14 protein-coding genes are annotated in these 16402 nt (G+C 32.0%); 9 read left to right on the top strand and 5 right to left on the bottom strand.

What is annotated here, in order from left to right:
- Positions 1-289: 289 nt before the first annotated feature.
- The 4 genes from AAHM86_RS04220 to AAHM86_RS04205 all read left to right on the top strand — a co-directional run bounded on the left by AAHM86_RS04220 (position 290) and on the right by AAHM86_RS04205 (position 7243).
- Complete coding sequence (locus AAHM86_RS04220; protein WP_342267378.1) at positions 290-1384, top strand: class I SAM-dependent DNA methyltransferase; 1095 nt, start codon at positions 290-292, stop codon at positions 1382-1384.
- Positions 1385-1401: 17 nt separating this feature from the next.
- A complete protein-coding gene (locus tag AAHM86_RS04215; RefSeq protein ID WP_342267377.1) occupies positions 1402-2565 on the top strand; it encodes an N-6 DNA methylase in 1164 nt (387 codons plus the stop codon).
- Between the two features lie 156 nt (positions 2566-2721).
- The gene (locus tag AAHM86_RS04210) at positions 2722-6345 is read left to right on the top strand and encodes an acyl-[ACP]--phospholipid O-acyltransferase (protein ID WP_410521540.1); all 3624 of its coding nucleotides are present in this window, start codon (positions 2722-2724) and stop codon (positions 6343-6345) included.
- Between the two features lie 94 nt (positions 6346-6439).
- The gene (locus AAHM86_RS04205; protein ID WP_342267376.1) at positions 6440-7243 is read left to right on the top strand and encodes a DsbA family protein; all 804 of its coding nucleotides are present in this window, start codon (positions 6440-6442) and stop codon (positions 7241-7243) included.
- A gap of 258 nt (positions 7244-7501) precedes the next feature.
- Here the strand turns inward: AAHM86_RS04205 and AAHM86_RS04200 are convergent, their stop codons facing one another.
- The 3 genes from AAHM86_RS04200 to AAHM86_RS04190 all read right to left on the bottom strand — a co-directional run bounded on the left by AAHM86_RS04200 (position 7502) and on the right by AAHM86_RS04190 (position 9723).
- Positions 7502-8206, bottom strand: coding sequence for a TIGR02281 family clan AA aspartic protease (locus tag AAHM86_RS04200; RefSeq protein WP_342267375.1), 705 nt, complete (start codon positions 8204-8206; stop codon positions 7502-7504).
- On the bottom strand, positions 8203-8925 hold the full coding sequence (locus AAHM86_RS04195; protein ID WP_342267374.1) for an amino acid ABC transporter ATP-binding protein: 723 nt from the start codon (positions 8923-8925) through the stop codon (positions 8203-8205). The genes AAHM86_RS04200 and AAHM86_RS04195 overlap by 4 nt, the downstream gene beginning before the upstream one ends.
- A 93-nt stretch (positions 8926-9018) precedes the next feature.
- Positions 9019-9723 carry an MBL fold metallo-hydrolase gene (locus tag AAHM86_RS04190; RefSeq protein ID WP_410521578.1) on the bottom strand — a complete coding sequence of 235 codons (705 nt, stop codon included), beginning with the start codon at positions 9721-9723 and terminating at the stop codon, positions 9019-9021.
- A gap of 73 nt (positions 9724-9796) precedes the next feature.
- Between AAHM86_RS04190 and AAHM86_RS04185 the strand changes: the two genes are divergently transcribed.
- From AAHM86_RS04185 to AAHM86_RS04165, 5 genes are all read left to right on the top strand, one after another.
- Positions 9797-10462 (top strand): phosphatase PAP2 family protein, encoded by a 666-nt coding sequence (locus AAHM86_RS04185; protein ID WP_342267372.1) that lies wholly within the window; start codon positions 9797-9799, stop codon positions 10460-10462.
- Between the two features lie 96 nt (positions 10463-10558).
- Complete coding sequence (locus AAHM86_RS04180; RefSeq protein ID WP_341748418.1) at positions 10559-10732, top strand: zinc-finger domain-containing protein; 174 nt, start codon at positions 10559-10561, stop codon at positions 10730-10732.
- Positions 10707-12725, top strand: coding sequence for a DNA mismatch repair endonuclease MutL (mutL, locus tag AAHM86_RS04175; protein WP_342267371.1), 2019 nt, complete (start codon positions 10707-10709; stop codon positions 12723-12725). The genes AAHM86_RS04180 and mutL overlap by 26 nt, the downstream gene beginning before the upstream one ends.
- A 354-nt stretch (positions 12726-13079) precedes the next feature.
- A complete protein-coding gene (gene hemA, locus AAHM86_RS04170) occupies positions 13080-14327 on the top strand; it encodes a 5-aminolevulinate synthase (protein ID WP_342267370.1) in 1248 nt (415 codons plus the stop codon).
- Positions 14328-14553: 226 nt separating this feature from the next.
- Positions 14554-14784, top strand: coding sequence for a hypothetical protein (locus AAHM86_RS04165; protein WP_342267369.1), 231 nt, complete (start codon positions 14554-14556; stop codon positions 14782-14784).
- 15 nt (positions 14785-14799) lie between these two features.
- Here the strand turns inward: AAHM86_RS04165 and AAHM86_RS04160 are convergent, their stop codons facing one another.
- Together AAHM86_RS04160 and AAHM86_RS04155 are read right to left on the bottom strand one after the other, a co-directional pair.
- The gene (locus AAHM86_RS04160; protein ID WP_342267368.1) at positions 14800-15546 is read right to left on the bottom strand and encodes a sugar phosphate nucleotidyltransferase; all 747 of its coding nucleotides are present in this window, start codon (positions 15544-15546) and stop codon (positions 14800-14802) included.
- Complete coding sequence (locus tag AAHM86_RS04155) at positions 15539-16291, bottom strand: YebC/PmpR family DNA-binding transcriptional regulator (RefSeq protein ID WP_342267367.1); 753 nt, start codon at positions 16289-16291, stop codon at positions 15539-15541. Before AAHM86_RS04155 ends, AAHM86_RS04160 begins: the two co-directional genes overlap by 8 nt.
- Between the last annotated feature and the right edge of the window lie 111 nt (positions 16292-16402).

Here is a 16402-nt window from a genome sequence, read left to right as displayed (position 1 = left end):
TTTAAAGAATGAGTAATAGTAATGTACTGGTTATGGGATGAACAAAATAAGCAATACCGCAAAAATAATGAAAACAGCTATTAGTGGATCATAAAAATCTGTTATATTTATAGATATAACCGAATTTGGAATAACTTGTTATATTAAATTCAGGTTATTTATTACCGTGTATCATCACAACACTCGCAAAAATACGTTGATGAGTTCTATAGATATAATAACAGAGATAATTACGATATGTTTAATTTGTTGATAAAACAAGCTGTTTTGTGAAATTGGAATATTCTATATGTATACTAAAAGATTAGAAGCGTCTATAACGCATGATATTTTAGTCCAACTTGATAATCTTGGTTGGATTGTCGATGAAAAAGACCCAAAATGTAACGTATTTCAACAAAGAGTGAAACTTACAAAGCAAAAAGAATTACTTAATGGTAAAATGCCTGACTTTGTGCTATACAAGGAAGGAAGTAATGAACCAATAATAATAATTGAGGCAAAAAAACCGAATGAAAGTATACAATTATCAATAAACCAAGCATTGAATTTGTATGCTAAACCACTAAATACGCCACTTATATTTGCTTATAATGGAAGTTATATTGAAACCCAATATTTGTATAATGGGCGTAATCTTAAAATTGATGGAGAAGATGTAAGGCAATTTGTAAATCATCATACGGCACTCAGATTTGTTAACGAAGGATCTGAAATACTATCTGCAGTAAATTTTATTCAGCATTCAAGAGACGAGCTTATTAAGATATTTAAAAGGGCAGCTAATTTACTAAGAGAGGATGGTCTACAAGCCGGTCTTGATAGATTTGGAGCATTTTCTGATATTTTGTTTTTAAAAATTCTTGATGATATTTCTGTTCTAAAGATGTTGGGGGGTGAGGAGAATACATTAGATGAGTACCTTAGATGGAGTTCATTTTCTCAGAGAAAAGGAAACGAATTGTATCAATATGTGAAAGATGTTGTTTGGATTAAGATTAATAAGAAATATGGTGATATTTTTAGCGAAGCATTCCCTATTAATTTACCTGATATTTTTGAAGAGATTATTTATGAGATTTCAAAACTTAACCTTACAGCTTCAGATAGTGATGTGAATGGTGATGCTTTTGAGTATTTTTTAAAAAATGCTTACCAAGGCATCAAAATTAAAGATTTAGGCGAATATTTTACACCTAGAAACATTGTAAGAACAATGATAAGTATGGTTAATCCTAAAATTGGCGAAACCATTTATGACCCTTTTTGTGGTACAGGAGGGTTTTTAATTGAAGCGTTTAGATATTTAAAAATCAGAACTTCGTTTAACGATGAGATGCAAAATATTCTAAGAAAAAAAATTATGGTTCTGAGATTACTGTAAATGCAAGAATTGCAAAAATGAATATGATTTTGTTCGGAGACGGACATAGTAATATCAAAAAACAAGACACCATTTCTGATTATGTAAATCAAAAATATGATATTGTAATTACAAATCCACCATATTCGCAACAAACAAGATTTGGGTATTTGTATCCAATTCAATCAAATAATGGTGACGCTATTTGTGCTTTACATTGCTTTGAAGCTTTAAAACTAGGTGGTAGAGCTTGTTTACTTGTAAAAGAAAACTTTCTTTCAGATGGGGGCGATGTTGGAAAGGTAAGAGAGTATATTTTTAATAATTCATCAAATGTTTCTATTGTTTCATTGCCAAGAAAGCTTTTTGAACCTTACACACCAACAAAAACAAGCATTGTGTATTTCGAGAAAAACAGAAAGATATCAAACACGTTCTTTTTTGCCGTTAATGCGGTTGGTTATGAACTTGGTTCAAGAAAGAAGCCAATTAAGGATAATGATTTGCCAGCTGCACTTGATGATTTCAATAACAAAAAGACTATTTTGGAAATTGAGTCTGCTATAATAGCATCAACTGAAATCGCCAAGAATGGTTATAGTTTGTGGATTTATGATTATTTTGATATTTTTGCTAATTTAAAAGGTGATATTATAAAACTTGGTAATTATATTGAGGAGATAACAGAAAAAACAGAGCCCTCTTTACAGCCAATTACAGATTTTAGAATTTTAGGTGTAAGTAATAGTATTGGTGTTTTTGACAATGAAATTTTAAAAGGTGAGGACATAAACCAAAAATACAAGCAGGTTCAAGCTGGAGATTTGGTATATAATCCGCATAGGATTAATGTGGGTTCTTTAGGTTTAGTCTTTGAGGATTTAAGCGGTGGTTATGTAAGTGGTATTTATACCGTCTTTAGAGTTTTAAAAAAATTCCAAGATATTCTACCATCCGAATATTTATTACATATTTTAAAGTCAAAATATTATTTAGCCATTATTGGCAAATACGATACAAAATATGGAGCTGTTAGAGCGAATTTAACTTATGAACAGCTTTGTAATATACACATACCATTACTTAAAAAAAATGAAATGAAAGAATTTTTAGAAAAAATAAGTAAACTAAATAATATCACGGAAGAATTTCAGAAAATTAAAAATAATCTTAAAGAATCTATACATAAAATTTTACCTTAATTTTTACAACCTTATTAACCTAAAAGTTTCAGCATTATAAAAACTAACACAAAAATTTGTCCTGCAATAAGCCAATTGTTATGACTTAGAAAAAAGTTGATTATCGAGTAACAAATTACATACTATACTACAACTAAATATGTCTCTGGAGAAAGCATGCCATCAAATCAATTATATTTATTTCGAGATATGCGTTTTTTGCCTATCTTCATAGTACAATTTTGTGGTTGTATGAATGATAGTATACTAAAAAATGCTCTAATTATCTTAATTACTTATAAACTATCTAGTCAATTGGTAGAATCAACCCAATTGCTTTTACTTGCTGCTAATACTATTTTTGTATTGCCTTTTGTTATATTTGCAAGTATTGCAGGTCAAGTGGCTGATAGATATGAGCGAGCAACTTTAGTTAAAATCATTAAATTATTTGAACTCGCCATAGTGTTTTTCGCTACTTATGGATTTTTCAATAATAATTTAGTAATACTTTTTTTGTCTATATTTCTTATGGGTATACATTCGACATTTTTTGGACCAATCAAATACAGTGTTCTGCCAGATCATTTATACAAAAATGAACTATTGGGAGCTAATGGATTTGTTGAGGCAGGAACATTTATCTCTATTTTAGTTGGTACTATTATTGGAGGATACTACACTATAAGTGGCAATTTAATCATCACTATTCTGATAATAATTGCTATGGTTGGTGTTGTTGCTAGTTATTTTATGCCAAGATCGAATAATTCTAACTGTGAAATTAAAATAAATTTAAATTTATTTCGTGAAAGTATAGAAATGATTAAATATGCTAAAGCTAAAAAGCAAGTATATCTAGCAATTCTTGGTATATCTTGGTTTTGGTTTATCAGTGCAGCAATACTTGCCCAAATTCCATCTCTTGCTAAAGATACTTTTGGAGCGGATGAAAATGTTGCTAATTTGTTCCTTGCAACATTTTCAATTGGAGTAGGGGTTGGTTCTTTTTGGTGTAGTAAGATTTTTGGAAATGAAATTACCACGAAATATGTTTTTGTCTCGGCACTTGGTATCAGTATATTTGGTATTGATTTATTTTTTGCCAGTCGCATTAGTGCAGTTCATTATGAACCGGAACAGTTAAAGAGTATATTTGTCTTTTTATCTAAAAAGCATAATTGGCGGATCATTATCGATTTATTTTTTATAGCTGCTATTGCGGGGCTATATATTGTTCCACTTTTTGCAGTATTACAATATTTGAGTTCTTCAGCTCATCGTAGTAGAATAATTGCTATAAATAATTTTGTTAATGCTATATTTATGGCTGGCTCTACTGCAATATTGTCGTTGTTGTTCTATTGGGAATATTCGATACCATCCGTTATATTATTTATTAGTCTGCTCAACATAGTGGTAGCTTATTATATTTATCAATTAATTCCTGAAGTAAAAATAGTACCTTTTGCTGTTAACCGAGCTATTTTAAAATTTCTTTTTGATTGCATGTACAGAGTGGAAGTAAAAGGTATTGAAAATTTTTATAAAGCTGGTAAAAGATCAGTAATTATCGCCAATCATATTTCATATCTTGATCCTGCATTACTGGCAACTTATCTACCTGAAGAAATGACTTTTGCCATTAATACAACTATGGCTAAAGTGTGGTGGGTAAAACCATTCTTAACGATGGCAAAAACTTTACCAATTGATCCTTCTAATTCAATGGCTATAAAGAGCTTGATTAGGGAAGTACAAAAAGATAAAAAAGTTGTTATATTCCCTGAAGGAAGAATAAGTATTACTGGTTCCTTAATGAAGATATATGAAGGACCTGGCATGATTGCTGAGAAATCTGATGCGACAATTCTACCTGTAAGAATAGATGGTACACAATTTACTCATTTTTCTAAACTTAAGAATATATTAAAAACACGAATATTTCCTAAGGTTACTATTACTATTTTGCCACCAGTAAAATTTCCTTCTAAGCCGAATATAGATAATAGGGAAAAGCGTAAATATATAGGTCAGGCTCTTTATGATATCATGGCTGATATGATGTTTGAAAGCTCTGATTATCAAAATACTATATTTCAGTCTCTAATTGAGACAGCAAAAGCTTACGGTTTTAACAAAAAAATAATACAAGATATTGATGATAAATCTGTTACCTATCGCCAATTAATATTGGGATCTTTTACTTTAGCAAATTTAATAAAACAGGATACGGAAGTAGCTGACTATGTAGGTCTTATGCTACCTAATATGGTTGAAACTATGGTTACTTTTTATGCTATGCAAGCCTGCTGCCGTCGACCAGTTATGATTGACTATATGAGTGAGGTGAGCAATATAGTGGCTTCATGTAAAACAACGTCAGTTAAAATGGTATATACTTCAAAACAGTTTGTTGAAAAAGTTGGATTACAGGAAGTGGTAGCAAAAATCTTAGCAGCCAATATAAAAATTATTTACCTTGAAGATTTAACACAAAGAATTGATTTATATTTAAAAATTAAGGCTATTATTGCCAGCTTCTTCCCACAAAGTTATTACAACAATATATGTAGCAATTATGATGATAATGATCCGTCAGTTGTAGTATTTACTTCTGGTATTTCAGCAACAGCTAAAGCTGTAGTATTATCACATAGGAACTTGCAGGCTAATCGATGCCAACTTCTAGCTAAGGTACATTTTAGTCCTGATGATTCTGCCTTTATGGCTTTACCGCTTTTTCACTGTTTTGGTTTATCTGGAACAATAATGATGACACTCAATGCTATACCAGTGTTTCTTTACCCGTCTTCTCTGCATTATAGGAGTATTCCTGAGGTAATATACGATATCGGAGCGACAATTATGTTTGGTACGGATATATTTTTGCATGGTTATGCTGTCTATGCTCATCCTTACGATTTTTATTCTATAAGATACGTATTTGCCAGTAGTGAGAAACTGAGAAAAGACACAAGGGAATTATGGCTTGATAAGTTTGGTATAAGAATTTTTGAAGGATATGGTACGTCAGAAACATCTCCAATAATATCTTGTAATACCCCAATGCATTATCGTGCTGGAAGTGTAGGGCGTTTGATGCCTAAAATAGAATATTATATTAGACCAATTCACAATAGACCTCTTGCAGAATTTGCTTCTGCTGAGGAATTTAAAGAAACCACGGAGCTTCGAACCGTAGCGTACTCAAATGTAGGTGAAGAGCAGAGTACCGGTAGTACGAATAAATTACCAGCAGGAATAGAATTATGCGAGAGGTCTATTGGAATAGAGGGGGTAGGACAACTATTCATCAAAGGACCAAATATTATGCTTGGCTATATGCACTCTAATAATCCCGGAATTATCCACCCTACATCATCAGAAGAATTGGGTTTGGGATGGCATGATACTGGAGATATAGTAAAAATTGATGAAGATGGATATCTTACCTTATTAGGTCGTATTCAGCAATTTGTTACAATAGAAAAAGTAATTACGCTGATATTAATAGAGGATTTAGCTAATATGATCGATGTTAATAGTAAGCATGTTGCTATTTGCCCTGATAATGATAATAAAGACAAACAGATTTTTCTATTGACCACAAGTCAGACCATAAATAGTGAAAAATTCATAGAAATAATGCATAAAAATTCAATAGACTCAAACCAAAAGAATATACCAGTTATTATCCCTGTTAAAGAAATACCAATTCTACCAATAGGTAAAGTAAATTATCGGCAAATAACTAAAATGTTTGAAAATTATAGAAAAGTAACTAAAATGCTGAAATAAGGTACATGAGTGTCATATATGGACGCCAATATACTATATAACTTGGACTAATAAACCATTTATAACAAACTAATCTATTTAATAGAAAAATATTATGCATAATGTTGTTGGTAAAGTATTATTAATTATTGTTGTTGTTCTTCTAGCATTATTTGCTTATAAAACTATGAAGACTCCTAGTGCTTCTACTACGGTTTCGATTAACACTCTCGATCAGCAAGTGTTAGACAGAAAAGAAGAAGTGGAAAAAACTGAACAAATTATAAAAGAATATTTATTAAATAATCCCGAAATAATCATTCAGGCAATAGAAGGTCTTCAGCAGCGTAAAATGCAAGAAATGGAAATAAAAACTGGCGAATATATAAAAGATAATAAATCTGAAATAGAAGATTCTCTTACATCTCCTGTACTTGGTAACCCGAATGGAGATGTAGTCATCGCTACTTTTTATGATTATAATTGTAGTTATTGTAGAAAAGGTCATAACTTTATTAACCAGTTAATCAAATTAGATACGGGGGTTAAAGTCGTTTTAAAACCGTTCCCGATTCTTGGTGATGCATCTAATTATGCTGCAACTATTGCTTTAGCTGTTTATAAAACCACTCCGAGTAAGTTTCAAGATATTCATAATGGTTTAATGGACTTAAAATCTATTACCAAAGAATCTGTAGAAAAATTGTTACTAGTAAATGATCTAAATCCTGAAGTAATTGCGGAAGAAATCAATAAAGATGAAATAAAAAATCTCATCGACAAAAATGTTAAGTTAGCAAAGGGTTTAAAAATACAGGGAGTACCTGCTTATATTATTAATGGTAAATTAATAGCAGGAATGGTAGATATAGACCAATTGCAGACGATAGTTGCTGATATACGAAGTCAAAATAAGTAGTTTCGCTGTTATCCGAGCTACGGTGCATGGAGACTTTGCCTAAAAATACCAATGTAAGTAATGGTACTACAAGACCAAAAACGATATCGACAACGCAATTCTTCAAAGTAGCACCACTACGCATTATGTAAAAACAAACTATTAGAAGCAGTTTGTTAGGAGCTAACACTTGATAAGTGCTATCAAGTTCATAATGGAAGAAGCAAAAATGCTTGAAAATCAATATGTTAGATAGTTGTTTCCTAGAAGAGTATACACCTAATAACTCAAAATCAACATATCTCGATCTATTCTGAAACCTTTAAAACGCTCTAATAACGATATGCCTAGTAACGATACGTCAAGACCGCCAGTACCTATGTGAGCTTCAACATTTCTAAAAAAAGCTCCTCTACCAATCTCAACACTATTTAATCTCACGGGAGCAGCCCTACTCGTACCATTAGCTGTAGAGTAAGTTCTAGTGTAATTTAGTTTTGATAAGTCAAATCCTAGCATTTTAGCATCACTAATAGTAAGAGCAACATCACTTGCTCCGGTATCAATCATAAATTTAATTTTTATTCCGTTTGCCACGGCGTTAACGTAGAAATGCCCATCGTTACTACGACTAATTACTAATTCTCCTTGTTTATTGACCCAATTATATGATGGTATTAGTACGGATATGACTCTTTGAGCGGCATAATTTAACTCAAACTTGAAAGCATAACTAGTAATTATAATTAAGAAAATTCCGCCCCAAGTTAATAATTGAATAGAGAGTATCCTTATACCTTTTTGGCTAAAGGAATTATAAACTATACTGATAATCACCAAAATCATTATAAAACAAGTTATACTTTTTTGGTTATCCCAAGAAAAAGCAGCAAATTGTGCAGCTACTAGTTTACATGCACAGAAAGTAATGACAATACTAATGCATAGAATAATTATTAACTTTATAAGACTTTTATTACTCACATTAAATCACCTATATTCTCTAAAAATAATCTTGCTCTATGAGATTTGGGTTTTTCAAAAAACTCTACTGCCGGCTGATCAGCTAAAACTTGTCCGTGATCCATAAAAATTATCCTATCGGCTATGGCTTTGGCAAATTTAATATGATGAGTAACTACAATCATGGTTATTTGACTTTTAAATAAAGATATAATTTCAATAATATCTTTAATATTTTCAGGATCTAAAGCTGAAGTAGGCTCGTCAAATAACATTATTTCTGGATTCATCATCAAGGCTCGGCAAATCGCCACTCTTTGTTTCTGTCCCCCAGATAAATTGACAGGAAAGGCGGTAATTCTTTGTCTTAAACCAAATTGTTCTAATAATTTCTCTGCCTTAGCAATGGCAGCCATTTGCTTCATTCCTAAAATATTAACAGGAGCATATATTAAATTATCTTGGACATTTAAGTGCGGAAAAAGATTAAACGCTTGAAAAATCATGCCAATTTTAAGACAAAGTTTCCTTTTATTTTTTTGCGTCAATTTTTTGTCATCGATTAACACATGCCCACTGGTGGGAACTTCTAAAGCATTGATAATTCGCAATAAAGTAGATTTACCACTACCAGAAGATCCTATAATCGCTATAGTTTCTTTTTTCTTGAACTCAAGACTAATATCTTTAACAGCATAGGTTTTGCCATAATTTCTTGAAACCTTATCGAGTATTATCATATACTCCTAATAATTTGAAAAGTTGATAGACCTACTTGAATTCGGGATGAGAATTAACTAATTTTTATCCCGAATGGGGGTAACTCAGGTTTGTTAAACTATAAATTTGTAACCATCATATAGAGGTTTTATATTACTTGGCAATATTTTTGATATCTCATGGTAATCAATAAAATGATTCATATTCGTTAATAATATTTGTTGAGGTTTATATTCATCGTTCCACTGTAAAATTTTATCTAATCCTGCATGGCAATCATTAGATTCATACGCCATACAGTCTAATATCCAAACATTGATATTTTTCAAGAATGGTTTAGATTCTGCCGGAAAAGCTAGCACATCACTAGAATATACAAAATCATCCATTCTAATACCTAAACTATCTATAGGACCATGATGTTGTCTGAAGAATTGTACATCTATGGTATTAATTTTAAATTTTGCAAAAAAATCTACCGGTCTTGCAATCAGTTTGTCCGGAGCAAATAAATGTTGGTGACGATTCTCAGTTTTCAATGCTGTGCTACTGTCAGAAAAAATTTCTAGTGGTGTCTTTTGGAAAAATGGAAATATACGTAAATCATCAATACCGTTAACATGATCTGCATGATAATGGGTTAATATAGCACCATCCAATTTTTTAATCTTTTCTCGCATTAATTGATTCTTGATATCAAAACCAAAATCAACAAGAATTTGACTATTACCATCATCGATGTATATTGATGATCTAGTTCTTTTATTGTAACTTGAAGTAGAAGTGCATATATTGCAATCACAATTAATTATCGGCATACCAAGTGATGAGCCACATCCTAGCACTGTTATTTGTAGCATATACTTAAACCAAACAAAATTGAAATTGAAAATGTTTGAACTTTTATATAATTTCCATGGTCTTAATCAAGAGATATTCTTGTGGATCAATAGAATTACTAACCATTTTAGCATAATAGCTTATATTCTACAAATTATCTCTTATTGTTTTAATATTACCAACTTTGCTATCGTTTATTTTATATATTGTGGATATTTCTATATCCAGTTAAAAAAGATTCAAGATTTTAATCAGATCAAATTTTGGTCTATATATAATAAAATGGTAATGATTGGTATAATTTATGCTATATTCGGTTGTACTTATGCTCTATTTAAATTTTCGGTTAATATACCTAGACCATTTTGCTCATTACCTCTTAATAGTTTTGTAACAATTGCTAATGTTGAAGTTGAAAGATGTTTATCCAGTTTTCCAAGCAGTCACTCCGGATTAGCATTAATGGTATCTTACTGTATTTGGCCATATATAACAATGTGGCAAAAAATTATAGCCTTTTTGATTGTTTTATTAGTGGCAGTCTCACGTATTACTCTTGCTATGCATTACCCAGCTGATATTATTTATAGTTTCCTTATCACCATAATGATTATAGTGGTTAGTAAAATGATTTTTAAAATTTTTACCAACAATTTAATAAAATGGTTTGGTGAAAGGATTCTTTCTCTATTATATCATTATTTTCTAGACCACTAATATAATTAGTGATTTTTATTTTGAATAAATTTCACTTATGTTTTATAGTAGTAAGATACTAAAAAACTCTTATATAGCTTCAAATTTATGCAAAATATGGAAATTATTGAGACTATCTCTACATCCGTATCATGTTTTGGCAAAGAACCACCTTTTGATCATCCAAGAATTTATTTGGAGATTGATTCAACCAAAGGCTCTATTGTGTGTCCTTATTGTAGTAAAACATTTGTGTTAGTAAGTAATGAAGATAAAACTCCTGTCAGATAGTACTATAAACCGCATAGCTGCTGGGGAAGTAATTGAACGACCAGCTTCGGTGGTAAAAGAACTAGTTGAGAATGCTATTGATGCAGCTAGCACTAAGATAGATATAAGCTTACAGCAAGCAGGGAAAAATCTTATTATTATTTCTGATGACGGAATAGGCATGTCTGAAGAAGATATAAAAATTGCCGTAGAACGTCATACTACTTCTAAACTTGATGAGTCAGATTTACAAAATATTCACACTTTTGGCTTTCGCGGAGAGGCATTACCTTCAATAGGTTCTGTAAGTAAGATGTCGATTACTTCAAAGGCACGTGGGGCTGATAGGGCTTATCATATACAATCTAGCGGTGGGCATAATAAAGAGATTAAACCTACCATTCATAACGAGGGTACTAAGATTGAAATACGTGATTTATTCTTTGCTACCCCTGCAAGACTAAAATTTTTAAGATCTGATAAAACTGAATTAGCAGCTTCGGTTGATGTAATCAAGAAAATTGCATTAGCTCATCCTAAAATCAGCATTAATTTATCTCATGATGGCAAAAATATCATAAAAGTAAAAGGTCAAGATGGAAATTTTGATGATCTGTTAAAGCAAAGAATAATTGATATATTGGGTTATGATTTTATTGAAAATTCTGTCCATATTAATCTACAAAGACCGGAAATATCAGTATATGGCTTTACCAGCATTCCTACCTTTAATAGAGCTTCTGCTGAGGATCAGTTTTTATTTGTTAATAATAGACCCGTTAAGGATAAATTACTACAAATCGCTCTAAGACTAGCTTATCAGGATTATTTAGCTCGGGATAGACATCCAGTTTCAGTTTTGTTTCTACAGATAGATCCCCACATGGTTGACGTTAATGTACATCCTGCCAAAACAGAAGTAAGGTTTCATGATCCGGGTACTATACGGGGATTACTGATAAGCTCTATCAAAGATGCCCTTGCCACTAGAAGTCATATGGTGTCAACGAATATTGCCACAACTGCCTTAGGTCTTTTTCGAAATACTACTACTAACTTTGTTAAAACAAATAAGGCATTTCAAAAGAACCATACCTCTTCTAATAAAGTATATCCAGATGGTTTGAGTATATCTGATAATATCAGTACTTATAAGGCTCAAAATTTAACCATTCCTAGGCACAATGATAGTTCTAATGTTCAGCAACAATTAATAAAGACAGACCCACATGCTAAAGTAGAAGTGCTAGAGGATGATATCCTAGACCTAGATTGTAATAATAAACCTCTTGCAAAATTCACTTCTACTAGGGAATCTGCAGGAGGATTGAAACCTCACCCTTCAAGCAGTACGGCAAATTCTGTTACGGATTCAAGTCTAGCACCATTGCCTAAATTACCAGCAGAAGTAGAGTTATGCAAAAAGTCTAATGTTGCACTCGGAGCAGCAAGAGCCCAACTGCACGGCACTTATATAATATCACAAACAGCAGATAGTATTATTATCGTAGATCAACATGCAGCACATGAGCGTTTGGGATACGAGAAAATTAAGCAAATGATAAGTAACAATGGCTTAATTAAGCAACGATTACTCATGCCTGAGATAGTAGAATTACCGGATGTCAAAAGAGCTGATTTATTGTATAATAAAAAGGATGATCTTTCTAAATTAGGTTTAAGCCTAGAAAAATTTGGCGAGCGATCTATCATTGTATCAGAGACTCCAAGCTTATTTGGAAATACCGATATAAACCAACTTACCCAAGACTTGGCAGATAATTTATCTGATCTTGGTGAAAATATTTCCTTGATTCAATTGATTGAACATGTTACAGAAACCTATGCATGTCATTATGCTATCAGAGCAGGTCGTAAATTATCTTCTGAAGAAATGAATGAATTATTAAGACAAATGGAAAAAACCCCATTTTCTGGTCAGTGTAATCATGGTAGACCAACTTACATCGAACTCAAACTCAAAGATATTGAGCGATTATTTGGACGTAGGTAACCTGAGGTTACGCGAATTAGGGATAAGAATTTGTCAATTCTTATCCCTAATTTGCGTAGGTTAGGTAACTTGAATTCGATGTAACAAGTTACATCGAATTCAGTATTATATATAGAAACAATCAGGTTTGAAGCGGCTGCCTACCTGATTGTTAAAATATAATACTCCATTCAATATGTGATTTTAATAATTAAAATCACATATTGAATGATGAAAAAAGTTAAAATGCACTCGTGTCAGCCGCTTCAAGAGTGCATTTTTCCTTATAACAAAGTAAGTATCGATATAAGAATTATTAATTCTTATATCGAACTGAGGTTAGGTAGGTTTTAAACTGTATAAAAAAATAATGTAATGTCTAACTATAATAATATATTCGATCACCATATAACTAGAATTAAACAAGAAGGAAGATATCGTGAATTTGTTCCTGTTCAAAGACAGGCAAATAACTTTCCATCTGCTTGGTATGGTAATAAAGAAATTGTAATGTGGTGTATTAATGATTATCTTGGTATGAGTAAGCATCCAGATGTTACCAAAGCTGCGTTAGATGCTATATCCAAATATGGAATTGGTTCTGGTGGTACAAGAAATATAGGTGGCAATAATAGCAGTATAATAGAATTAGAGAAGGAACTAGCAATCCTACATAATAAAGAATTAGCTCTAGTTTTCACTTCCGGTTATGTTGCCAATGATACTAGCCTTGCAACACTGGCAAAAATAATGCCTAATATAGTTTTTTTCTCAGATGAGTTAAATCACTCTTCTATTATTTCCGGTATCTGTAATTCAAAAGCTGAAAAACATATTTATCGGCACATTGATACTTGCCATCTTGAAGAATTACTCAAAAAGGTGGATATTAATAGACCGAAGATTATTGTTTTTGAATCAGCTTATTCTATGGACGGATTATTTTCACCAATAGAAAAAATAGTGAATTTAGCTAAAAAATATAATGCTTTAACCTTTATTGATGAAGTACATACAGTTGGTCTGTACGGCAAGCATGGTGCTGGCATTGCCGATCTTCAGGGTTGTTGTGCTGATAAAATTGATATGATCCAAGGAACGCTTGGTAAGGCTTATGGCACTATTGGTGGTTATGTTGCAGCCAATCGTCAAATTATCGATTCTATAAGGCTTACTGCACCAGGTTTTATATTCACCACCTCTCTACCCCCAGTTATTGCTTCAGCAGCAACTGCCAGTATTCGTCATTTAAAAAATTCTAATATAGAGAGGGAAACTTACCAAAAGGTAATAGCCAAGGTAAAAGAATCTTTTGATAAAGCTAAAGTGAATTATTTAAAAAATGATAGTCATATTATACCAATAATTATTGGTGATCCAATTAAAGCCAAACAAGCTTCTAAAATGTTGTTGGATAAATATAATATTTATGTTCAGCATATTAACTTCCCAACAGTACCACGTGGCACAGAACGTTTAAGAATCATCCCAACACCTAACCATACCGACCAAATGATTTATGACCTCACCACAGCCCTTGTTGAAATTTTTAGTACTCTCGATATATCACCATCAATCAATTCTTACTCTATAATAAAATTACCTTTACACCCTGCAGCGTAGTATAATTGTAATCAGTAGTTAATGTACATAGTAGCATTAACTACCAAAGATGCTATTCCTACTTGCCACTATGTCATCAACCATGATTTTAATAGCAGGTGTAGCAATAATAATTCTTCTTACTAATACATTTTCTTCGATCGATTTCTAAAGAAAATAATGTATAATGAAAATTATTAAGAAATGAACTAACATGACCACAATATAACACTGAATTCGATGTAACTTGTTACATCGAATTCAGGTTAGCGGTAGATATAGCGGATATAGACATACAGGTCATGGTCGAAATTTTGTTAGACCTATGTTGTTTGTAGCTGCTATGGCTGCTAGAAATTCTAACTCTGAACTGAAGGTATTTTATGAAAAATTGATCAATAGAAGAAAAAAGAAAATGGTGGCGATGGTAGCATTGATGCGTAAAATCATTGTGATTGCAAACGCTAAGTTACGTTGAAGAATTTTGTGTGTATTACCTGCCCATTAACTTAGCAATAGTTTTATTAGCTTCTTCTAGCTCCTGTTTAGTATTTACTCCAAGCACTATGTCGTGGTCTGAAGATAACAAATATGATACTTTTTCTCCGCTATCCTTAGCTATTTTTACAAGGGCGGTCAAATATAACTCTTTTGATCTATCAACCTTACCTAAAAAAATAGTAGGTAGATATTTTTTTAATATACCAGCTTCAAAAGCCATAATACCAGAATTACAAATTGTTATAGCTTGTTCTTCACTCGTTGCCTCTTTAAATTCCACAATTTTTAAGAAATGTCCTAGTTCATCAGTAACTATTCGTCCATATTGCCCCGGGTTATCACGTCTAAAGCATAACGTTGTAATGGCTGAATTTGTAGAAATTAGGTGGTCTAATAAATCGTTAATAATATTTGCGGTGATTAAAGGATTATCTCCGTAAAGCACTGCTACAATTTTATTGTCATCAACTAAGTCTAAAGCATTATATACCGCATGAGCAGTACCAAGAGGTTCTGGCTGTAATATAAATTTACAAATATCTTTATAACAAACAATATGTTCTTCTAGTTGCCATGAGTGAACTAAAATAACTTCATTGCTCACTTGCCGAGCATTGGTTATCACCCTATCAAGCATCGATCTACCACCAACTTTATGCATTACTTTTGGTAAGGTAGAATCCATTCTTCGACCATTACCTGCAGCTAAAACAATAACTTGGCAGTCCATATTAAGCATCTTTCATAGTTTCATAAATTGCATCAGATAATTCATAATTACCAAAAACTTTTTGCACATCATCACTTTCTTCTAAAATATCCACTAATTTTAATAGCTTCTCTGCTTTATCATTATCTTCTATAATTATGGTATTTTTAGGCACCCAACCTACGTAAGATTCTTCAGGATGTCCATATTTATTGGTCAGAAAATCAACAGCTTGTATAAAGTTCTCAATATCCGTGTAGATTAAATATGTATCTTCTTCAGAAATCATATCTTTTGCTCCAGCCTCTAGGCTACTGTCAAACATAGCTTCTGTTGTTGCTAAATTTGCCGGATATTGTATTACTCCAAGATGATCAAACATATAACTGCTACTTCCAGTCTCACCTAAATTACCACCAAATTTGCTAAAAGCTGCTCTAATTTCAGCAGCCGTACGATTTTTATTATCAGTTAAAGCCTCTATTATTATCGCAATCCCACCAGGAGCAAAGCCTTCGTATCTAATTTCTGTATAATTTTCATTATTACTAGAATCACTTGCTGCACTTATTGCCTTATCTATTCGATCCTTTGGCAAATTTTGACTACGAGCTGCCGCTATACTACTCCGCAGCCGTGGATTATTGCTTATATCAGCCCCTAATTTAGCAGCAGTAATAATTTCTCTAACTAACTTAGTAAAAATTTTTGCCCTTTTTTTATCTTGTGCACCTTTTCGATGCTGAATATTTTTAAATTTTGAATGACCGGCCATATTGTAATCTTAAATCATTTTAAAAAATCTACTCATTATAGCTAAACTAACGCCTCCTCGCAATGACGGAGCAACGCTAATCAGGTTAGCTATAGTAAGCCGAATCGTACC

The organism is Candidatus Tisiphia endosymbiont of Empis tessellata (assembly GCF_964031035.1).
Taxonomy (GTDB): domain Bacteria; phylum Pseudomonadota; class Alphaproteobacteria; order Rickettsiales; family Rickettsiaceae; genus Tisiphia.
Note: the sequence above shows the minus strand (reverse complement) of the source record. Positions and strands in the feature narration are given on the sequence as shown.

Bases quoted from the DNA above. Each gene is read 5' to 3' on its own strand.
- AAHM86_RS04220 (WP_342267378.1), top strand. From the start codon at position 290: ATGTATACTAAAAGATTAGAAGCGTCTATAACGCATGATATTTTAGTC.
- AAHM86_RS04215 (WP_342267377.1), top strand. From the start codon at position 1,402: ATGAATATGATTTTGTTCGGAGACGGACATAGTAATATCAAAAAACAA.
- AAHM86_RS04210 (WP_410521540.1), top strand. From the start codon at position 2,722: ATGCCATCAAATCAATTATATTTATTTCGAGATATGCGTTTTTTGCCT.
- AAHM86_RS04205 (WP_342267376.1), top strand. From the start codon at position 6,440: ATGCATAATGTTGTTGGTAAAGTATTATTAATTATTGTTGTTGTTCTT.
- AAHM86_RS04195 (WP_342267374.1), bottom strand. From the start codon at position 8,925: ATGATAATACTCGATAAGGTTTCAAGAAATTATGGCAAAACCTATGCT.
- AAHM86_RS04190 (WP_410521578.1), bottom strand. From the start codon at position 9,723: ATGCCGATAATTAATTGTGATTGCAATATATGCACTTCTACTTCAAGT.
- AAHM86_RS04185 (WP_342267372.1), top strand. From the start codon at position 9,797: ATGTTTGAACTTTTATATAATTTCCATGGTCTTAATCAAGAGATATTC.
- AAHM86_RS04180 (WP_341748418.1), top strand. From the start codon at position 10,559: ATGGAAATTATTGAGACTATCTCTACATCCGTATCATGTTTTGGCAAA.
- mutL (WP_342267371.1), top strand. From the start codon at position 10,707: ATGAAGATAAAACTCCTGTCAGATAGTACTATAAACCGCATAGCTGCT.
- hemA (WP_342267370.1), top strand. From the start codon at position 13,080: ATGTCTAACTATAATAATATATTCGATCACCATATAACTAGAATTAAA.
- AAHM86_RS04160 (WP_342267368.1), bottom strand. From the start codon at position 15,546: ATGCTTAATATGGACTGCCAAGTTATTGTTTTAGCTGCAGGTAATGGT.
- AAHM86_RS04155 (WP_342267367.1), bottom strand. From the start codon at position 16,291: ATGGCCGGTCATTCAAAATTTAAAAATATTCAGCATCGAAAAGGTGCA.